Consider the following 18,458-nt stretch of genomic DNA (forward strand, 5'->3'; position numbering starts at 1 on the left):
AAGCGGCATGGCATGCCCCGTAAAATGCCCTCATGCCGCGCCTGGTGGCCTTGGTGAAGGGAAGGGTGCAAGGGGTGGGGTACAGGGCCTTCGCCCAGAAGAAGGCCCTGGAACTGGGCCTTTCCGGCTATGCGGAAAACCTACCGGACGGCCGCGTGGAGGTGGTGGCGGAAGGCCCCGAGGAGGCGCTTCAGGCCTTCCTCCACCACCTCAAGCAAGGCCCCCGCCTCGCCCGGGTGGACGAGGTGGAGGTGCAGTGGGCCGAGGCGACCGGGCTAAAGGGGTTTTACGTGTACTGAGCCCAGGCCTGGGGCCTGGCCCCGGCCTGAAGGAGCGCCTCGGCCAAGGCCGCCTTGAGTTCGGGAAGCCCCGTGCCCTTCAGGGCGGAAACCGGCACCCCCCCAAGCCGCTCCTTTAGGTAGTAGAGGTCGTAAGGGGCCGCCCGGTCCGCCTTGGCAAGGGCGAGAACGCGCGGGGCCTCCACCCCAAGCTCCCCGAGGAGGGCCTCCACCACCCGGTACCGCTCCAAAGCCCCCTCCTCGGAAGCGTCCAGGACGTGGACCAAGAGGTCCGCCTCCCGCACCTCCTCGAGGGTGGCCCGGAAGGCCGTGAGGAGCTCCTCCGGCATCTTCCGGATGAAGCCCACGGTGTCCGTGAAGAGCACCTCCCCCACCCCGGGCAAAAAGCCCCGGCGGGTCAGGGGGCGGAGGGTGGCGAAGAGCTTGTCCTCCCCCGGCTCCCCGCCCCGGGCCAGGGCCTGGAGGAGGGTGGTCTTCCCGGCGTTGGTGTAGCCCACCACGGCGATGAGGGGCACCCCCCGGCGCTTCCTTTGCCTCCTTGCCTCCTCCCGCCTTTTGGCGTACTCCTCCAGCTTGCGGCTCAGGTGGGCGATTCGCTCCTGGAGGCGCCTCCGGTCCACCTCCAGCTTGGTCTCCCCCGGGCCCCGGGTGCCGATCCCACCCCCAAGCCGGCTCAACTCCTTCCCCTTCCCCACCAGGCGGGGCAGGAGGTACTTTAGCTGGGCTAGCTCCACCTGGGCCTGGGCCTCGGGGGTCTTGGCGTGGAGGGCGAAGATGTCCAGGATGAGCTGGGTGCGGTCCAGGACCTTAAGCCCCGTGGCCCTTTCTATCTCCCGGGCCTGGGCGGGGGAAAGCTCCAGGCCGAAGATGAGGGTGGAGGCGTTTTCGTGGTAGGCCAGGCTTTTGAGCTCCTCCAGCTTGCCAAGCCCCACCAGATAGCGCGGGTCCAGGGCCTTGCGGTAAACCAGGACCTTCTTCACCGGCACGCCCCCGGCGGTGCGGGTGAGCTCGGCAAGCTCCTTTAGGCCCGCCTCCGCCTCGGGGCCTTCCCCCAGGTCCACCCCCACCAGGATGGCCCGCTCCCCACTCCCGTCCTGAAGCTCCCGCACCCGGGCCTGGCGGGCGAGCTCCTCCTCCAGGGCCTCCACCTCCTTGCGGTGATCCAAATCCAGGTACTGGAAGTAAGGCCTAGGGGGAAAGATGCGCCAGTCCTCCTCCAGCGCCTTGGGCGGGGAGAGGAAGGCCAGGTGAAGCGTGGTGGGCCTTCCCTCCTCCACCTCCAAGGCGGCGATGCTATCCAGCCGGTTTAGGAAGAGCACGGAAAGGTCGGGCCGGGAAAGCCCCCCGGGGGAGAGGTGGGTGTGGAGGAGGCGGAAGCCGGAAAGCCTGCGCTCCGCCCTCGCCCCCTCGGGGATGGGAAGCTCCTTGGCGTCCCCCACCCCCACCCGCACCACCCGGCCCTCCCGGTCCAGAAGGAGGCTTAGGGGGCGGCCCACCTCGGCCGAAAGGAGGGCCAGGGCCTGGGCCAGCTCAGGGGTAACAACCCGCTCCGGGGGTACCCGGCGGCGGTACAGGTTGGAAAGCTTTTTAAGCTCACTCTTCTTGAGCCCTTCCGTCCTACCGAAGATCTTCTCCAATGCCCCTTTAGTATAGCAAAACGTGGCCCTTCGGGCGTAGAGTAGGGCCCGTGCGCTGGCTTTGGCTCGCCCCTTTCCTCCTTCCCGCCCTAGCCCAAGGGGACTACGCCTGGATCGTGGTCCTGGGGGCGGCCCAGTACGGGGGCAGGCCCTCCCCCGCCTTGGAGCGCCGCCTCGAGGCCGCCCTCTCCCTCTACCAAAAGGGCCTCGCCCCCCGGATCGCCGTGGCCGGGGGCAGGGCCCCGGGGGACCGGTGGAGCGAAGGGGAGGTGGGCTGCCGCTACCTGAAGGCCAGGGGGGTGCCCGAGAAAGCCCTCCTCTGCGAGACGCAAAGCCAAAACACCTACGAGAACCTCCTCTTCCTGAGGCCCCACCTCACGGGCCCCGTCCTCCTGGTCACCGACGCCCCCCACCTTCCCCGGGCGCTCTTCCTGGCCCGGCTTCTGGGTATAAGGGCCCAGGGCCACCCCGTGCCCGGCCCCTACCCCTTGGGTTATTGGGCGCGGGAAGCCCTCTACCGCCTCTGGCTTTACCTGGGCCTAAGGCCCCTTCCCCGGAGGCTTAAGCCTCTTCCAAGCGCCGCAAGGATTCCAGATACCCTTCCAAAAGCCCCTTGAACTGGGCGAGGAAAAGCGCCTTCTCCTGCTTGACCCGCTCCACCTCGGCCCGGATGCGCTTAAGCTCCTCCGCCGCCTCCCTCAGCACCTGCTCCTTGGCCGCATGGGCTTCCTTCTTGATAAGCTCGGCCTCCCGTTCCGCCTGGGCCTTGAGCTCGCGGGCGATCTTCTCCGCCGCCACCACCGCCCGCTTCAGCTCCCCTTCCGCCTCCTTGAGCCGGGCAGCCTCCTCCTCCAGGGCGCGCACCCGCTCCCTTAGGGCCTCGTTCTCCTGAACGAGGGCCTCCATCACCTCCGCCACCCGGGCGAGGTAGCCCCGCACCGCCTCCTTCTGGTAGCCGCGAAGCCCCGTGGGGAACTCCTGGTAGCGCACGTCCAAAGGGGTTAGGTCCATGCCTCCTCAGTCTACAAAAAGGGCCCGCCCAATCCGCACCAGGGTAGCCCCCTCCTCCACCGCCCAGACGTAATCGTCCGACATGCCCATGGAGCGCTCGGGAAGGCCAAAGCGGTCGGCAAGTTGGGAAAGCTTCCTGAAGAGAGGGCGCACCACCCCCTCAGGGCCTACAGGGGGCACGGTCATGAGGCCCAGGACCTCCAGGTGCTCCAGCTCCCGCACCCGGGCGAGGAGCTCGGGCAGCTCCTCCTCCAAAACCCCGTGCTTCTGCGGCTCCCGGCCCAGGTTCACCTCCACCAAGACCCTAAGCCGCTTTCCCGCCTTGGCCCCCACCCCCTCCAGAGCCTCCGCCAGGCGAAAGGAGTCCAGGGAGTGGATGAGGGCGAAGCGGGGGGCGAACTTGGCCTTGTTGCGCTGCAGGTGGCCGATGAGGTGCCACTCCGCCCGGAGAACCTCCATCTTCTTCAGGGCCTCCTGCACCCGGCTCTCCCCCAAGGGGAAGTCCCCGTAGCGGAGGACCTTCTCCCGGATCTCCTCCGGGGTGCGCCCCTTGGTCACCGCCACCAGGCGCACCTCGCCAGGGTCCCGCCCCGCCCTCCGGCAGGCGGCGGCGATCCGCTCCAGGACCTCGGGAAGCCCCATTTAGAGCGCCGCCAGGATACCCCGCACGTAGCGGCGGAAAACGGGCCCCGTCTCCGCCGCCACCTTCAAGACCTCCTCCTCCGTGGCGTGGTGCTCCCGCTCGGGCACGGCCATGTCCGTGATGGTGGAAAGCCCGAGCACCCTCGCCCCCAGGTGCCTTAGGGCGATGACCTCGGGCACGGTGGACATGCCGATGGCGTCCGCCCCGAGCTCCCGGAGCATGCGAAGCTCCGCCCGGCTGGCGAAGCTCGGCCCCATGAACCAGGCGTAGACCCCCTCAAAGAGGTGGAGGTCCTGCGCGCGGGCCACCCGGCGGGCCAGGTCCACCAGCCCGGGGTCGTAGGCCTCAAACATCACGGGGAAACGGGGGCCCAGGCGCTCGTCGTTGGGGCCCCTCAAGGGGTTTGCCCCGGCGAAGTTGATGTAGTCCAGGTGGAGCATGATCCCCCCGGCGCGGAAGCGGGGGTTCAGCCCCCCAGCGGCGGAGGTGAGGAGGAAGGTCTTCGCCCCGAGGAAAAAGCCCACCCGCACGGGGAAGACCACCTCCTCGGCGCTATACCCCTCGTAGTAGTGGACCCGGCCTTGGTAGACCAGGACCCGCTTGCCCTCGAGGTGCCCCAGAACAAGCCGCCCGGCGTGCCCGGGGGCGGTGGAGCGGGGGAAGTGGGGGATTTCCCCGTAAGGGATCTCCGCCACCTTCTCCACCTCCTCCGCCAAGGGCCCAAGCCCCGAACCCAACACCACCCCCACCTCGGGGGTGAAGTTCGTCTTGGAACGAATGTACGCCACCGCCTCTTGGATCTTCTCGTAGACGCCCATCCCCGCCATTCTACTCTCACCGCCCCTTCACCGGCTTCCGGTATGCTTTCCGCCATGAAGCGCCTCCTTACCCTAGCCTTCCTAGGCTTTCTCGCCCTGGCTGCTCCCCTAAAGGACGTGGTGGTGGAGGGGGGAGACCCCGTCCTCCAGGCCCTGGCCCGGGCCGCCCTGCCCTTTGGCGTGGGGGACGAGCCCGGGGACCTGGAGGAGGCCAGGAAGGCCATCCTGGCCACGGGCTACTTCCGGGACGTGACGGTGCGCCTCGAGGGGGACGTCCTCAAGGTCACCCTCACCCCCTACCCCCCCATCGCCGAGGTCCGGGTGGAGGGGAAGGCCTTCCCCCAAGAAAACCTCCTCCGCTTCCTAGAGGAGAACTTCGCCATCGGCAAGGAGGCCATCTACAACCCCCTGAGGGCCCAGGAGGCGGCCCAGGCCCTGGCGGGGGCCTACCGGCAAAACGGCTTCCCCTTCACCCCCAAGGTGACGGTGGAAACCAAGGAGCAGGGGGGCGGTATCCTCCTCACCTTCCGGGTGGAGGAAAGCCCCGAGGTGAAGGAGGTGCGCCTGGAAGGGGTTTCCCTCCTTTCCCAAACCGAACTCCTCAAGCTCCTGGAACCCTTGAAGGGCCCCTTTGACTTCGCCAAGTACCAGGAGGCCCTCGGGGGCATCGCCGGGCGCTACGAGCGGGCGGGCTACCGCTTTAGCGGCCCTGACCTCCAGGAAAGCCGCCTGGAAAACGGGGTCCTAAGTGTCCGGGTGCGCGAGCTCAAGGTGATCCGGGTGGAAGGGGAAGGCCTGGACCTCTCGGCTTTCCCCCTAAAGCCCGGGGACTACCTGAACTATAACGCCCTCCTGGAAGGGGTGCAGGCCCTTTCCAAGGGGCTTTCCCGGGTGGTGAACTTCAACCTGGTGCCCGAGGGGGACGGGGTCGTCGTAGCCCTCCAAGTGGGGCCCGAAGGGGGGGTGATCCAACGGGTGGAAATTCGGGGAAACACTGCCTTCCCCACGGAAACCCTCCTCGGCCTCCTCCGCCTCAAGCCCGGGGAGGTCTACACCCCCGCCCTGGCCCAGGAGGACGCAAGGCGCCTCGCCGGCTTCTACCAGGAAAGGGGCTACGAGGTGGCGGACGTGCGCTACCGCTTCCAGGAGGGTAGCTTCCAGCTGGAGGTGGTGGAGCTCAAGATCGGGGGCTACCGCCTGGAGTGGCAGGAAGGCCACCGCACCCAGGAGGAGGTGATCCTGCGGGAACTCCCCAAGCCGGGAAGCCTCTTCTCCGTCCAAGCCCTCCGCCAAGGCATCGCCCGCCTCCTGGCCACCGGGCTCCTCGCCGAGCCCCCCGCCGTGCGCCTCTCGCCCGGGGATAAGGAGGACGAGATCACCGTGGTCCTTGGCCTCAAGGAAGCCCGCACCGGGCTCTTTCAACCCGCTATCGGCTGGAGCTCCTTGGAGGGGTGGTCGGGAAGCCTTACCTTCAAGGAGATCAACCTCTTCGGCCTAGCCCACCAGGCAGCGGTGGAGCTATCCTGGATACAGAACGACGCCCGGGACAACCTTTCCTTCTCGGCCAGTTACACCATCCCCTGGCTTTACCTGGATGTAGCGGACTTAAAGGAGGTGCGCACCTCCCTCTCCTTCAGCGGTTATTCCATCCCCGTGGGCAACAACATCCTCTACGACGGCAGCACGGACACGGGATGGCAGTATACGGAAAGACGGAGTGGCTTCGGCCTGAGCGTTTCACGACCTTTCTCTAAAGATTTACCCAACTTACGGTTTTCTTTGGGAGTTGCCGCCCAAAGGCTTAGATACGGCCTGGAAATTTACGACGGTAGCGCCCCCTGCAACCCCTCCGCCGGCCCTTCGGACCCCGCCTACTGCGACGGAACCGGGTACAAGGACGTGAACCTCGCCCAAAGTCTCCTGCCCACACCTGCCTGGAACCTTCGCCTAGACACTGGCCTCTCCTACATCCAGGTGGACAACCCCCGCTTCCGTACCCAAGGGTACGAGCTAAGCCTCACCTCAGGTATCGGCCTCGCCTTCCCGGACACGGGAGGCCGGCAAGCCTATGTTCCTCTCGTGACTACGGGGAAGACCTATTTCCCCCTCTCGGAAGACCGGCGCCATGCCCTTGCTTTCCGCATCTCGGCTGGTACCTTCCTCGGATCCCCTCCCCAGAGCGAGCGCTTCTACCTTTCAGGCGGCGGAGCTGAGGCTTTCCTCCTTAGGGGCTATGACGAGCGCAAATATAGCGGCCTCTCCTTCGCAACGGGCTCGGTGGAGTACCGCTACGACTTCAACCTTTCGCCCCAAGGAGGGACAAACCTTTACGGCATCGTGTTTGCCGACACAGGCCTTACCGATAACACCCAGGGCCTAAAGTGGGGGGTAGGGATCGGCCTGCAACTGGACTTGGATGTCTTGGGCGTTCTCCTCCCCTCCTTGCGGCTGGACTACGCCTTCAGCCCGGAGAAGCCCACGGGCATCCTGCACTTCCGCATCGGGCCCATGTTCTAGGCCTGGCATACTGGTCTTAACGCCCATGAAGGCCTACCTGGGTCTTTACACGGCGCGGCTGGAAACCCCCGCCCGGAGCCTCAAGGAGAAGCGGGCCCTCATCAAGCCGGCCCTGGAGCGGCTTAAGGCCCGCTTCCCCGTCTCCGCCGCCCGGCTCTACGGCCTGGACGCCTGGGGGTTTGAGGTGGTGGGCTTTAGCGTGCTGGGCAACGACCCCGCCTGGGTGGAGGAAACCCTAAGGGAGGCCGCCCGCTTCCTGGCGCAAAGCGGGGGCTTCCAGGTGGCGCTGGAGGAGTTCCGCCTCGAGGCCTTTGAGCTGGACGGCCTCCTCTAGACGAGCTCCAGGGCGAAGGCCACCGACCCCCCGGTGCCGTGGCAGATGGCGGCGAGGCCCCTTTCCTCCCCCTTTACCCTGAGGGCGTTCAGGAGGGTGACCAGGATCCTGGCCCCGCTCGCCCCGATGGGGTGGCCCAAGGCCACCGCCCCCCCGAAGACGTTAAGCCGTTCGTAGGGCACCTTGAGGAGGCGGCTGAAGAGGACGTTGTTCAGGGCGAAGGCCTCGTTGTTCTCAAAGAGGCCAAAGTCCTCCACCCGCATCCCCAACCGGTCCAGAAGCCGCTTGGCCGCGGGGATAGGGGCCTCGGGGAAGCGCCAGGGCTCCCCGGCGGCCCACGCCCCCCCCAGGACCTTGGCGATGGGCTTAAGGCCGTGGGCCTTCACCGCCTCCTCCGAGGCGAGGAGGACCGCCGCCGCCCCGTCGGAGATCTGGCTGCTGTTGCCGGCGGTGAGGACCCCGTCCTTGCGGAAGGCGGGCTTTAGGGCCGCCAAGGACTCCAGGGTGGTCTCGGGCCGGATGCCCTCGTCCTTGTCCACCACCACCGTCCCCTTCTTCCCCGGAAGCTCCATGGGGGCGATTTCCCAGGCGAAAAAGCCCTTCTCCGTGGCCTCGGCGGCCCGCTTGTGGGAGAGGTAGGCGGCCTCGTCCATCTCCGCCCGGCCCACCCCGTAGTCCTGGGCCAGGCGCTCCGCCTGCTCCCCCATGGCCTCCCCGGTGAAGGGATCGGAAAGCCCGTCCCTAAGGAGGATGTCCTGGAGGCTTTCCGGCGCGCCCAGGAGGAACTTGTACCCCCACCTGGCCCGGTGGGAGAGGTAAAACCCCGCCTGGCTCATGGACTCCATCCCCCCCGCCAGGACCAGGTGGGCTTCCCCGGTGCGGATAAACTGCACCGCGTTCAGCGCCGCCATCATCCCCGAGGCGCAGACCATGTCCACCTGGTAGCCGTCCACCTCCTTGGGGATGCCCGCCTTGAGGGCCGCCTGGCGGGGTAGGAGTTGCCCGTGCCCCGCCCTTAAGACGTTCCCGAAGACGTAAAGGTCCAGGTCCTTCCCCTCCACCCCGGCCCGCTCCAAGGCCGCCTTCATGGCGTGGGCCCCGAGCTCCGCCGGGCTTAGGTCCTTGAGCGCCCCCCCGAACTTGCCGATGGGGGTGCGGGCGGCGGAAACGAGGTAAACCGGCTTCATGGGCCCATCATACCTCCCCCCTTTGGGGGATGCGAAAACCCCACCCCAAGCCCCACCCTAAAAGGCATGATGAGGGTTAGAGGCATCGCCACACCCGTTACCCTGGTGGTGCTCATGGTGGTGTTCGTGAGCCTCCTGGCGGCCACGAGCTACATGGCCTTGGGCGCCCTCAAGGGAAGCGCCACGGAGCGCGGGGCATACCAGGCCTTCCTGGTGGCGGAAAGCGCCCTGGACGCCTTTCCCCTCCTGGCCAAGTCCGCCGGGTGCGGCGGCGCCGCCCCCGCCTCGTACAGCCTCCCCACCGGGGGAAGCGCCGCCAGCGCCACCTACGTCTACACCAGCGGCGTCACGGAGGTAAACGGCCAGAAGAGGCTTCCCGCCTCGGGGGGGACCCTCGAGGTCCAGGCGGTGGCGGAGTGGGGCGGGGCCAAGGCCCGGGTGGCCAAGCGCTTCCAGGTGGGGTGCGGCATCGCCGGGGCCGTGCCCGCGGCCTTGACCTCGAGGCCCAGGGTGGAAGTTAGTGGCAATGCCCAGGTCATCGGCCAGGACTTCACGAACGCCACCGGCCTCCTCGAGGTGAGCCTCACGGGCACCACCTCCCTTGTCCTGCAAAGCGTGTTGACCCAGCAGGGCACCTTCACCCTTCCGGTGCAGGACGCAAGCCTCATCCCCGTGGGGGGCTACGTGCAGATCAGCACGGGCGGCACCCCCCAAGACCTACCGCGTGGAAGGCAAGAGCGGGAACACCCTCACCCTAAAGCCCCTCTTCACCCCTAGCCTGACCGATGTTATCCCCGCATCCGCCCCAGTCCAGCTCGTGCAGTACGGGGTAAAGTCCTACACAAGCCCCAACACGCTCTACCTCGCCGACGCCCGGGGACTTGTGGTGGGTCAGGCGGTTCGGGTAGGGAGTGCCCAAGCTACGGTCACCAGCGTGGACCCGGCCACCGGGCAGGTCACCGTGAAGGACTGGTCCGGCACACCCCCCACCAGCATCCCTGAGGGCACCCCCCTGGTGGCCCAAGTGGTGGGCGCGGCCAGCAACCTTAGCATTGATACCAGCGGTCAAGGACAAGTACTGTATGGTTCCTTGCCCAATAGCCCTCTGGTTCCCAGCGATCCCAACGAGCTCTTTCTGCGCGTCTTCGGCATGACGAAGGCGGATTTTTTAAGCCTCTACCCCCCCACGAGCGCCAGCAACTTTAGCGGCACCCTCAGCAACTGGGAACTCAAGGTGGTCCAGGGGCCCCTGAACCTCACGGGCAGCTCCCGGCTCTGCGGCCAAGGGATCCTGGTGGTCATCGGCAACCTCACGGTAAACGGCTCCTGCGATAGCGGCTTCCAAGGGCTCATCTACGTGGCCGGCGACTACGACCAGCAAGGCAACGCCGTCCTCACCGGAAGCGTGGTGGTGGAGGGCGTGGCGAACCTTCAGGCCTGCAACGGTAACGAGTGCTGGACCCAGATCGCTGGCACCGACCAAGGCAACGGGAAAGGCAGCGGGAAAGGCAGCGGGCAAGACGGCGGGAAAATCACCTACGATCCCCTGGTCATGCAGAGGCTCCGCATGGCCACGCAGGGAGCGGTGGTCATCCGGGCACTTGCGGGAAGCTGGAGGCGCCTGTGAGGCGTGGGTTTAGCCTGCTGGAACTCCTGGTGGTCATCGCCATCCTGGGGGTCCTCTTGGCCCTGGTCCCGCCCAGTTACCTGCGCTGGCGGGCCCAAGCCCAGGTGGAGGAAGCAGCCCGCTCCCTGGCCTGGACCCTGCAGCAAGCCCGGGCCGAGGCCAAGCGCACCAACACCGCCCAAACGGTGAGCATCACCGCCAACGGCTGGACGTACAGGGGAAGCACCGTTACCTTGCAGAACATCCAGATCAGCTCCAACTACACGGGCTTTCCCCCGCTTAGCGTCACCTTCAATCCCCCCTACGGCACCACGGACGCGCCCTTGAAGAAGCTCACCCTCACCCACCAGCGCTTTAGCGACCTACAGCGCTCCGTTCACGTGGTGGGCGTCATCGGAAAGGTGATCGTGCGATGAAAAAAGGCTTCTCCCTTCTGGAAATCCTGGTGGCCCTGGCCATCTTCGGCCTCCTAAGCGGCCTGGTGCTTTCCTCCCTGCTCGGGCTATTCCGCATCAACCGGAGCGGCAACCTCGAGGCCCGGGCGGTGGTGGTGGCCAAGGACTTCCTGGAGCGGGCCGTGAAGGAGGGCACCTACGCCAACAACACCTTGACCCTGCCCAAACCGAGCCAAACGGGCGGCTTCACCTGGCAGGTGGCGGCGGCGGGAAGGCCAAACGTTAACCAAAGCCTCTCCTTCCAAACCTGCGCCGCCACCACCAGCGCCTACACCTGTAACGTTTCCTGCTCGGGAAGCGCCTGCGCGCTGGTGGCCGTGCGGCTTACCCTAACGGCGGGGGGCAAAAGCTACGTTTTCTACCGGGAGTGGGCGCCATGAGAAAGGGTTTCACCCTCTTGGAAATCCTGGTGGCCTTGGCCGTTTTGGGGATCTTCACCGCCCTTCTTCTCGCCTTCACCCAAGGCACCCTTGCCAGCAACCGCACCGCCCGCCTCCAGGCCCAGCTTCTGGAGGAGCTAAAAGACGCCGCCGGGTACGTGGCGGATAACCTCCAAGGGGCCCAAACCCTCCTAGCTTCCGCCACCCTAAACGGCAATACCTGCGCCCCGCCCGGTTGCCTGGCGGCCCTGGTGCCCGAGGCCTCTGGGGGAAGTTGCGCCCTCCGCGCCTACAAGCTGGAGGCCCGAAGCGCCATCCCCGACGACTACAAAGCCAAAGACCCCTGGGCCGACGCCAACACCCGGATGCTCCGGGAGTACCGCCTAAGCGGGCTCTCCTGCGCCGCCACCGCCTACAGCAACGCCCAGCCCTACGTGGTCCTGGACCTGGTGGACAACGACCCCACCCTCCCCTTCTTCCAGCTTTCTCCAAGCCCCCTCTCCGTCACCCTGAATATCCGCCTGAAGGCCAAGGACGGAAGCCGCGTCATCTACGTCCCCTCCTCCACCCAGACCTACACCCTCCGGGTCTACCCCCGGAACGCCCCCTAGGTTTTCACACCGCTTTCACACCCTTGGGTCATCTTAAGGGTGTCCCCCCAAAAGGGGGGGGTTGACAAGGCGAAAGGGCCCCGCCAAGAATAGGGCCTGAAAGGGGGTGAGACAAGGGTTAAGAGGAAGGAAAAAAGGTTAGAAGGGTACATGGGTTGAAAGGGCTTTTCGGCAACAGGCACTCATGGCCGCGCGATACATGAAGGCGCGGAAACCCTGAAGGAGGAAGAAGCATGCGGAACGCGAAAGGTTTCACCCTGATTGAGCTCCTGATCGTCATCGCCATCATCGCCATCCTGGCTGCGGTGCTGATCCCCAACGTCCTGAACGCTCGTAGGCGGGCTATTGAAACCTCCGCGCAGGCTTACGCCCGCTCCGTGGCCACCTGGATTGCCGCTGCGGACACGGCTGGTGCCAACCTGTCCGGCCTAACCAGCTGCACTGACCAGAATTTGCAGAACGAAGGCGCACCCGCCTCCTTGCCGAACGGGGTGCAGAGCTGCGAAATCAACTACTCCAACGGCCGCTACACGGTCACGGTCACCACCGTCACGAACAAGACCTTCACCGCAGTTTATTAACTAGACCTCTAGCAGTTAGGGGGTCCGGGCCTGCACGGACCCCTTTTCTTTAATCAGGAGCAAGATGGAACGAAGAGGTCAGCAAACACTCCTTTGGTTCTTTTTCTGGCTCATTGCCCTGTACCCCTGGGTCATTCTGCCCCCACAAGCAGGGTTGCCCGGAAAGGAAGGTTTATGGATAACACCCAAGCTCCTTCTTTTAATCGGCTTGGTATCCCTTACGACTCCCCTTTGGTTAAGCCTGTCTTCCCACAAGATCCCAAAAACACTGGTTTTATTCCAAATTATTTGGATCCTGGCCGCATGCCTTCTTGCCCTCCCCCACTACGACGAAGCCACAGACATCTGGCTAGGCCCCGAGAACCGCACGGACGGGCTCATATACCAGGTAAGCGTACTACTCCTTGCCCTTGCCCTATTCCGGTTGGAAACTCACCTACTTCAAAACATACTCCTTCCCCTCCTTATCCTGTCCGGAACCTACCAAGCCATCTTATGGCTCTGGCAAAGGAGCGGCCTTGATCCGATAAACTCAATCATTCCCTACGCTATGGAGGGTCCCCCAGGAACCATAGGAAACCCGGGTATGGCCGCTGGCTTGGCCCTGCCGCTCATACCCTTGGCCCTGGTGCTCTGGATGAAGGACAAGCGTCACTCCTGGCTTGCCGCCGCCTTTATCCTAGCCCTGGGCTTAGGCTCCCTTTCAAATAGGAGTAGCCTCCTGGCACTCGCCGTGGGGTTAGGGTTCCTGGTCCTAATAGCAAAGGATAGACGCCTAACCCTCATATCGGCGACGCTTCTCGCAACGAGCTTTGCCAGCCATGCCTACTGGCCCCGCATAGCAGCCCCAGCGAAGGATCTTACAAACACCAATACCCTAGCCACCCGCATTCAGTTGTGGAACTTAGGCCTTTCGGTCCTGTTCAAAGACCCTAAAACATTCGTTTTCGGTTTAGGACCCCGTGGTTTGCAACAAGCGACCGCTACTGAGCTTATACCCCTTAGCAAACAGCTTACCCTTTTCCACTTGGAGTACGGATGGCCACCGCAAGATAGGCTCAAAACTGCGAAGCCGCTTTGGGCACCGGCAGATCCCGTGACGTCCAGGACATACCTCCTGGAGTACGACACCCGCGGCCTGCCCGCGTACGAGAAAAAATACGGCGAAACCCTCGTTGCACTCCAGAAGCTTGCGAATGTGGACCGAGCCCACAATGCATGGTTAGACAAAGCACTGGCTTTTGGCGTGCCTTTAGCTATGGTGTGGCTGCTTTTTTTTCTTACCCCTATACCCAAGCTGCTACTAGGTGCCCCTGACCCCCTAAAGATGGGACTGGCCGTAAGCCTCGCAACTCTCTTTGTCTATTACCTGACGTGGTTCGCAGTCCCGCAAACAGAGCCCTGGCACTATACTTTGGCCGTCCTTGCATGGAAGATAGCCGAAAAATAGGGTCTTGCAAACGAGTTCAGGGAAAACACCAACCTATGGCAGGAGATCGCCTGCCTGCGGCAGGAGATGAAGACCAAAATCAACACCGCCCTCCATCGCCTGATGCTCTACTTCACCACCTTGGCCGCCGCTTTGGCACTCCCCACCCTCTTCGCCCGCTAGGCCTTAGGGGCTAAAGCCGATATAGTCCATGAAGTCAGGAAGGATCTCCTCGGCGAAGAGGCGCAAAAAGGCCGTAACCGCCCCCAGGCTCACCCCGCCCGTGAGGTCCAGGTCCGACTCCACCCAAAGGTCCCCCTCTTCGTCCACGTAGGCGCGGCTAAAGCGGTGCTCCCGGTTCCAAGCGTTCACGAGGTCAAGGGAAGGGGTCTCCTCTAAGGAAAACCCAGCGCTTAGGCTCAGGACCCCGCACCGCTCCTCTTGGCAAAAGTCCAGGTAGAGCCAGACCTTCTTAAGCCCCGCCATCTCCAGGCGGTACTCCCCTGGGCTTTGGCGCTCGTGAGGGATTTCCGCCCCCTTCAGCACCGTTTCCAGCTCCTTTTCCGTGAGGCCCTTCACCACCCCCTGGCCCAAGGCCAGGCCCAACCCCAATAACACCCAAGCCATTCTGCGCACGGCAAACCCCTTTCCGCCTTAAGGCCCCTCCATACTACACGATGCCCCGCTCCCGCAAAAAGCGGCCTTCCCGGAAGCGCTGAGGGCGGAAGGGGCTTAGGTCCAAGCTCTTCGCCTTTCCATAGACCACCTCCTCCGCCATGAGCCGGCCCACCATGGCCGCCTGCTGCACCCCGTGGCCGGAAAACCCCGCCGCCACCAGAAGCCCCTCCTCCAGGGGGCCCAGGATGGGGTTGGCGTCCGGGGTCATCTCGTAGTAGCCGAACCAGCTGGCCTTCCGGTCCAACGCCAGGCCCTCCAGGAAGGGGAAGCGGAAAAGGCCCGCCTCCAAGGTTGGTCCAAGCCAGGCCCAGTCTACCCCCTCCCGGAAGCCCGGGGGCTCGTCCGGGTTGGAGCGGCCTAGGAGAAGCCTTTCCCCTTCCGGCCGGAAGTAAAAGCCCGTGGCCAGGTCCACCGTGAGGGGGTAGGTGGGGGCGTGCCCTAAGGGCGCGGTGGCGTAGACCATCCGCCGCGCGGGGTGGACGGGAAGGTCCACCCCGAGCCGCCTCCCCACCTCCCCCGTCCAAGCCCCGGTGCAGAGGAGCAGGTAGGGGGCCTCGTACCGCCCCAAGGGGGTCTCCACCCGCCACACCCCCCCTTCCCGTCTGGCGGAAAGGAACGCCTCCCCGAAGCGCACCTCCGCCCCAAGCCGCCGGGCCTCCCGCAGGAAAAAGCCCGTGGCCCCGTGGGGGTCAATGACCCCGTCCATGGGCCCGAAGGTGGCGAAGGCCAGGCCCTCCTCCCGGAAGGGCACGAAGCCCCTCGCCTCCGCCAGGCTCAGCCGCCGCACGGGCACCCCAAGGGCCTGCTGCGTCTTTAAGGCCCCTTCCTGGGCTTCCTTCAGGGCCTCCGGTACCAGGAAGAGGTAGCCGATGGGGCGGTAGCGGGCCTCCGCCATTTCCCGGTACTCCAGGATGGAGTGGTAGGAGAGGAGGACGTTCAAGGGCTCGGAGAACTGCACCCTAACCCCGCCCGCGCTCTTCCCCGTGGACCCCTGGGCGAAGGTGGCCTCCTTCTCCAGGACCAAGACCCTTAGCCCCGCCTCGGCCAGCCTGTAGGCGCAGGCCGCCCCCACGATCCCCGCCCCCACCACGATGGCCTCGGGCATAGGAAGAGTCTAGGACACTTTTCCCCTGGGCTAGCGGTATGCTAGGGCCCGGAGGTAGCCATGGGCTACAAGCACATTCGGATCCCGGAAGACGGCGAGCGGATCACCATCCAAAACGGCACGCTCCAGGTGCCGGACCGGCCCATCATCGGCTTTATTGAAGGGGACGGCACCGGACCCGACATCTGGAGAGCGGCCAAGCCCGTCCTGGACGCCGCTGTGGCCAAGGCCTACGGGGGCAGGCGCCAGATCGCCTGGGCCGAAATCTACGCCGGGGAGAAGGCCAACCAGGTCTACGGGGAACCCATCTGGCTTCCCGAGGAAACCCTGGAGTTCATCCGGGAGTACCTGGTGGCCATCAAGGGGCCCCTGACCACCCCGGTGGGGGGCGGGATCCGCTCCATCAACGTGGCCTTAAGGCAGGAGCTGGACCTCTACGCCTGCGTGCGCCCCGTGCGCTGGTTCCAAGGGGTGCCGAGCCCGGTGAAGCACCCGGAGCTCGTGAACATGGTCATCTTCCGGGAGAACACCGAGGACATCTACGCTGGGATTGAGTGGCCGGCGGGGAGCGAGGAGGTGAAGAAGGTCCTGGACTTCCTAAAGCGGGAGTTCCCCAAGGCCTACGCCAAGATCCGCTTCCCGGACACCTCGGGCATCGGCCTCAAGCCCGTGTCCAAGGAGGGGACGGAACGCCTGGTGGCGGCGGCCATTGACTACGCCATCAAGGAGGACCTGCCCAGCGTCACCCTGGTGCACAAGGGCAACATCATGAAGTACACGGAAGGGGCCTTCCGGGAGTGGGGCTACGCCCTGGCCCGGGAGCGGTACGGGGCGGTGCCCCTGGAGGGCGGCCCGTGGCACGTGCTCAAAAACCCCAGGACGGGCCGGGAGATCGTCATCAAGGACATGATCGCCGACAACTTCCTGCAGCAGATCCTCCTGAGGCCGGATGAGTACTCGGTAATCGCCACGCTCAACCTCAACGGGGACTACATCTCCGACGCCCTGGCGGCCCAAGTGGGCGGGATCGGCATCGCCCCTGGGGCCAACATCAACTACCAGACGGGACACGCCGTGTTTGAGGCCACCCACGGCACCGCCCCCAAGTACGCCAATCAGGACAAGGTGAACCCCAGTAGCGTCATCCTCTCGGGGGAGATGATGCTCCGCTACCTGGGCTGGAACGAGGCGGCGGACCTGATCCTCGCCGCCATGGAGCGCACCATCGCCAAGGGGCTCGTGACCTACGACTTCCACCGCCTCCTGGTGGCGGAGGGCAAGCCCGCCACCTTGCTCAAGACGAGCGAGTTCGGGCGGGCCCTCATTGAGCACATGTAGCTAGACCAGGGCAAACCGGGCCTCCAGGCCCGCCAGGTCCGCCTCCAGGAAGCGGAGGCGGGCCTCGGCGTTTGGGGGAAGGGGCTTGGGCAAGGCCACCTGGGCGGAAAGGCCGAGCTCGGGGAGGAGAAAAACCCCCTGCCCGCCCCGCCTTTCCACCAAAACCCCCACCCCTTCGTACCCTTTCTCCTTGAGGTACAGGAGGGTCCAGTGGAGCTTGCTCTTGCGCTCCGCCTCCCGCACCAGGTCGGCCACCGCCTCCGCCGCCCCCACCCGCTCCAGGAGTTCCGCTTGGGAAAGGGGCCTCTCCCCCTTGAGCCAGGCCCTGAGCTGCTGGTGGGCCACCAGGTCCAGGTAGCGCCTCAAGGGGCTCGTCACCTGGGCGTAGAGGGGAAGGCCCAGGCCCTTGTGGGGGGCGGGGGTGGCCTTGAGCTGGGCCCGCTTCAGGGCCTTCCGCTGCTCCCACATGGCGGCGAGGCCCTCCCCTTCCACCCTGCGGCTTGGGGCCTCCTGGGTGGCGTAGGGGAAGGAAAGCCCTTCCCTGAAGGCCAGGTGGGCGGCGGCGTAGCCGGCGAGGAGCATGGCCTCCCGAACCCAGATGCGGCTCTCGTGGGGGAGGAGGGGGGTGATGCGCACCCTCTCCCCCTCCACCCGGACCTTCACCTCGGGGAGGGAGATCTCCAAGGCCCCTTGGGCGAGGCGCCGCCTGCGGAAGGCCTCCGCCACCTCCCGCAAAGGGGCAAGCTCGGGCCGGCCCACGGCTTCGGCGTAGGTGAGCCGTTCCACCCGCACCCAGCTCGGGAAAATCCGCTCCTCCAGGAGCTCTCCTTCCTCGGAAACCCAAAGCTCAAAGGTGAGGGCCGGGGAAAGGGGCTTTAGCCCAAGCCCCAAAAGGGCCGTGGCCTCCGGGGGAAGCATGGGCACGGTGCCCTCGGGGAGGTAAAGGTTCGCCCCCCGGCGCAGGGCCTCCTGGTCCAAGGGGCTTCCCGGGGCCACCAGGGCGGCCACGTCCGCCACGTGGACCAAAAGGTGGAAGCCCCCTTCCACCCGCTCGGCGTAAAGGGCGTCGTCGGGGTCCTGGCTCCCCTCGTCGTCTATGGCGTAGGCGGGGAGGTGGGTGAGGTCCTCCCGCGCCTCCTCCGGCAAAGGCGGAAGGGAAAGGCGGGGGGCCTCCAGGGGAAGGCCAAGGCGCCTCGGGTGGGGGTTTTCCCGCCGCCAAAGGCCAAGCCGCAGGAGGAGGCCGTGGGCGGCCTCGGGGGTTTCGGGAAGGCCAAGGGCCTTAAGCACCGGGCTTTCCCGCCGCTCCCCCCAGGCCACCGCCTCCACCTCGGCGAGGAGGGGGCGGTCCTCCGGGGCGGGGCTTCCCGCCCTGATCCTCGCCACACCCTCCTGGAAGGCCCTTCCCCGCGCCTCCTTCTCCCGCTGGGCCCGGAGCCAAGCGGCGAGCTCCTCCGCCGTGCGGGCCCTCACCCTTTCCCCTTCCAGGACGAAGCGCTCTCCCCGCTGCGCCAGGAGGTAGGCCCCGTAGGCCGCCTCCGGGGTGTAGGCCCCGTAGACGAGCTCGGCGAGCTCCTTCAGGCTCACCACCTCCCCCTGGAGGAGCTCCCAGGCCGCCTCCTCCTCCCCTTCCGGCACCCGTAGCGCCAGGCTCGCCGGGCCCGGGTGGAGGAGGAGGACGTCCTTGTGGCGCACCCTAAGCCTCTCCCCCGTGGCCAGGGTGAGCTCCAGCCGGTCGCCCTTTTCCTCGGCCAAGGCGGGCTTGCCTTTGTAGATGACGAGGGCCGCCACGCTCCCCAGGATACCGAGCG

20 protein-coding genes are annotated in these 18,458 nt (G+C 65.9%); 12 read left to right on the forward strand and 8 right to left on the reverse strand.

Annotated elements, in window-relative coordinates; all coding sequences use genetic code 11:
* Positions 1-32 precede the first annotated feature (32 nt).
* Positions 33-299 (forward strand): acylphosphatase, encoded by a 267-nt coding sequence (locus tag A0O31_RS02345; RefSeq protein ID WP_071676516.1) that lies wholly within the window; start codon positions 33-35, stop codon positions 297-299.
* Here A0O31_RS02345 and hflX read toward each other — a convergent pair.
* On the reverse strand, positions 287-1,936 hold the full coding sequence (gene hflX / locus A0O31_RS02350; protein WP_071676517.1) for a GTPase HflX: 1,650 nt from the start codon (positions 1,934-1,936) through the stop codon (positions 287-289). The two genes, A0O31_RS02345 and hflX, sit on opposite strands and share 13 nt — an antisense overlap.
* Positions 1,937-1,986: 50 nt before the next feature.
* Between hflX and A0O31_RS02355 the strand changes: the two genes are divergently transcribed.
* Positions 1,987-2,553, forward strand: coding sequence for a YdcF family protein (locus tag A0O31_RS02355; protein WP_071676518.1), 567 nt, complete (start codon positions 1,987-1,989; stop codon positions 2,551-2,553).
* On the opposite strand, the gene A0O31_RS02360 is transcribed toward A0O31_RS02355, so the two are convergent.
* Genes A0O31_RS02360 through A0O31_RS02370 form a run of 3 tightly spaced genes read right to left on the reverse strand, consistent with a single transcriptional unit; the run spans position 2,498 to position 4,417 of the window.
* Positions 2,498-2,947 (reverse strand): DivIVA domain-containing protein, encoded by a 450-nt coding sequence (locus A0O31_RS02360; RefSeq protein ID WP_071676519.1) that lies wholly within the window; start codon positions 2,945-2,947, stop codon positions 2,498-2,500. The genes A0O31_RS02355 and A0O31_RS02360 overlap by 56 nt on opposite strands.
* Positions 2,948-2,953: 6 nt before the next feature.
* Positions 2,954-3,589 (reverse strand): YggS family pyridoxal phosphate-dependent enzyme, encoded by a 636-nt coding sequence (locus A0O31_RS02365; protein WP_071676520.1) that lies wholly within the window; start codon positions 3,587-3,589, stop codon positions 2,954-2,956.
* Positions 3,590-4,417, reverse strand: coding sequence for a purine-nucleoside phosphorylase (locus A0O31_RS02370; protein ID WP_152024386.1), 828 nt, complete (start codon positions 4,415-4,417; stop codon positions 3,590-3,592).
* A 45-nt stretch (positions 4,418-4,462) separates the two neighbouring features.
* Here A0O31_RS02370 and A0O31_RS02375 point away from each other — a divergent pair, with 45 nt between their 5' ends.
* The gene (locus tag A0O31_RS02375; protein ID WP_071676521.1) at positions 4,463-6,925 is read left to right on the forward strand and encodes a BamA/OMP85 family outer membrane protein; all 2,463 of its coding nucleotides are present in this window, start codon (positions 4,463-4,465) and stop codon (positions 6,923-6,925) included.
* Between the two features lie 25 nt (positions 6,926-6,950).
* Entirely contained in the window at positions 6,951-7,259 is a 309-nt protein-coding gene (locus A0O31_RS02380) for a DUF503 domain-containing protein (RefSeq protein ID WP_071676522.1), read from the forward strand.
* Here the strand turns inward: A0O31_RS02380 and A0O31_RS02385 are convergent.
* A complete protein-coding gene (locus tag A0O31_RS02385) occupies positions 7,256-8,446 on the reverse strand; it encodes a thiolase family protein (RefSeq protein ID WP_039456075.1) in 1,191 nt (396 codons plus the stop codon). The two genes, A0O31_RS02380 and A0O31_RS02385, sit on opposite strands and share 4 nt — an antisense overlap.
* Before the next feature lie 66 nt (positions 8,447-8,512).
* On the opposite strand from A0O31_RS02385, the gene A0O31_RS12995 reads away from it, so the two are divergent.
* The 7 genes from A0O31_RS12995 (at position 8,513) to A0O31_RS02415 (ending at position 13,550) form a co-directional block, all read left to right on the forward strand.
* Positions 8,513-9,223 (forward strand): hypothetical protein, encoded by a 711-nt coding sequence (locus tag A0O31_RS12995; RefSeq protein WP_237259018.1) that lies wholly within the window; start codon positions 8,513-8,515, stop codon positions 9,221-9,223.
* Positions 9,171-10,073 carry a hypothetical protein gene (locus A0O31_RS13000; RefSeq protein ID WP_237259019.1) on the forward strand — a complete coding sequence of 301 codons (903 nt, stop codon included), beginning with the start codon at positions 9,171-9,173 and terminating at the stop codon, positions 10,071-10,073. The genes A0O31_RS12995 and A0O31_RS13000 overlap by 53 nt, the downstream gene beginning before the upstream one ends.
* Positions 10,070-10,489, forward strand: a complete 420-nt coding sequence (locus A0O31_RS02395; RefSeq protein WP_039456072.1) for a pilus assembly FimT family protein — start codon at positions 10,070-10,072, stop codon at positions 10,487-10,489. Before A0O31_RS13000 ends, A0O31_RS02395 begins: the two co-directional genes overlap by 4 nt.
* Entirely contained in the window at positions 10,486-10,908 is a 423-nt protein-coding gene (locus tag A0O31_RS02400; protein ID WP_039456069.1) for a type IV pilus modification PilV family protein, read from the forward strand. The genes A0O31_RS02395 and A0O31_RS02400 overlap by 4 nt, the downstream gene beginning before the upstream one ends.
* Complete coding sequence (locus A0O31_RS02405) at positions 10,905-11,519, forward strand: type II secretion system protein (protein ID WP_071676523.1); 615 nt, start codon at positions 10,905-10,907, stop codon at positions 11,517-11,519. Before A0O31_RS02400 ends, A0O31_RS02405 begins: the two co-directional genes overlap by 4 nt.
* Before the next feature lie 233 nt (positions 11,520-11,752).
* Positions 11,753-12,100, forward strand: a complete 348-nt coding sequence (locus A0O31_RS02410) for a prepilin-type N-terminal cleavage/methylation domain-containing protein (protein ID WP_071676524.1) — start codon at positions 11,753-11,755, stop codon at positions 12,098-12,100.
* Positions 12,101-12,164: 64 nt separating this feature from the next.
* The gene (locus A0O31_RS02415; protein ID WP_071676525.1) at positions 12,165-13,550 is read left to right on the forward strand and encodes a hypothetical protein; all 1,386 of its coding nucleotides are present in this window, start codon (positions 12,165-12,167) and stop codon (positions 13,548-13,550) included.
* Between the two features lie 165 nt (positions 13,551-13,715).
* Here A0O31_RS02415 and A0O31_RS02420 read toward each other — a convergent pair whose 3' ends face one another.
* Both A0O31_RS02420 and A0O31_RS02425 read right to left on the reverse strand, forming a co-directional pair.
* Entirely contained in the window at positions 13,716-14,156 is a 441-nt protein-coding gene (locus A0O31_RS02420) for a YbjN domain-containing protein (RefSeq protein WP_203226808.1), read from the reverse strand.
* Between the two features lie 43 nt (positions 14,157-14,199).
* Positions 14,200-15,312 (reverse strand): NAD(P)/FAD-dependent oxidoreductase, encoded by a 1,113-nt coding sequence (locus A0O31_RS02425; RefSeq protein WP_071676527.1) that lies wholly within the window; start codon positions 15,310-15,312, stop codon positions 14,200-14,202.
* A gap of 60 nt (positions 15,313-15,372) precedes the next feature.
* On the opposite strand from A0O31_RS02425, the gene icd reads away from it, so the two are divergent.
* Positions 15,373-16,650, forward strand: coding sequence for an NADP-dependent isocitrate dehydrogenase (gene icd, locus A0O31_RS02430; RefSeq protein WP_071676528.1), 1,278 nt, complete (start codon positions 15,373-15,375; stop codon positions 16,648-16,650).
* Here the strand turns inward: icd and A0O31_RS02435 are convergent, their stop codons facing one another.
* Entirely contained in the window at positions 16,651-18,438 is a 1,788-nt protein-coding gene (locus A0O31_RS02435; protein ID WP_071676529.1) for an RNB domain-containing ribonuclease, read from the reverse strand. It abuts the gene before it with no gap.
* Positions 18,439-18,458: the final 20 nt, after the last annotated feature.

It is taken from the genome of Thermus brockianus, from assembly GCF_001880325.1.
GTDB classification, from domain to species: Bacteria; Deinococcota; Deinococci; order Deinococcales; family Thermaceae; genus Thermus; species Thermus brockianus.

Coding starts and splice junctions, on each gene's coding strand:
- A0O31_RS02385 (WP_039456075.1), bottom strand. CDS start 8,446: ATGAAGCCGGTTTACCTCGTTTCCGCCGCCCGCACCCCCATCGGCAAG.
- A0O31_RS02360 (WP_071676519.1), bottom strand. CDS start 2,947: ATGGACCTAACCCCTTTGGACGTGCGCTACCAGGAGTTCCCCACGGGG.
- A0O31_RS02370 (WP_152024386.1), bottom strand. CDS start 4,417: ATGGCGGGGATGGGCGTCTACGAGAAGATCCAAGAGGCGGTGGCGTAC.
- A0O31_RS02400 (WP_039456069.1), top strand. CDS start 10,486: ATGAAAAAAGGCTTCTCCCTTCTGGAAATCCTGGTGGCCCTGGCCATC.
- A0O31_RS02405 (WP_071676523.1), top strand. CDS start 10,905: ATGAGAAAGGGTTTCACCCTCTTGGAAATCCTGGTGGCCTTGGCCGTT.
- A0O31_RS12995 (WP_237259018.1), top strand. CDS start 8,513: ATGATGAGGGTTAGAGGCATCGCCACACCCGTTACCCTGGTGGTGCTC.
- A0O31_RS02365 (WP_071676520.1), bottom strand. CDS start 3,589: ATGGGGCTTCCCGAGGTCCTGGAGCGGATCGCCGCCGCCTGCCGGAGG.
- icd (WP_071676528.1), top strand. CDS start 15,373: ATGGGCTACAAGCACATTCGGATCCCGGAAGACGGCGAGCGGATCACC.
- A0O31_RS02425 (WP_071676527.1), bottom strand. CDS start 15,312: ATGCCCGAGGCCATCGTGGTGGGGGCGGGGATCGTGGGGGCGGCCTGC.
- A0O31_RS02415 (WP_071676525.1), top strand. CDS start 12,165: ATGGAACGAAGAGGTCAGCAAACACTCCTTTGGTTCTTTTTCTGGCTC.
- A0O31_RS02380 (WP_071676522.1), top strand. CDS start 6,951: ATGAAGGCCTACCTGGGTCTTTACACGGCGCGGCTGGAAACCCCCGCC.
- A0O31_RS02375 (WP_071676521.1), top strand. CDS start 4,463: ATGAAGCGCCTCCTTACCCTAGCCTTCCTAGGCTTTCTCGCCCTGGCT.
- A0O31_RS02410 (WP_071676524.1), top strand. CDS start 11,753: ATGCGGAACGCGAAAGGTTTCACCCTGATTGAGCTCCTGATCGTCATC.
- A0O31_RS02420 (WP_203226808.1), bottom strand. CDS start 14,156: ATGGCTTGGGTGTTATTGGGGTTGGGCCTGGCCTTGGGCCAGGGGGTG.
- A0O31_RS02345 (WP_071676516.1), top strand. CDS start 33: ATGCCGCGCCTGGTGGCCTTGGTGAAGGGAAGGGTGCAAGGGGTGGGG.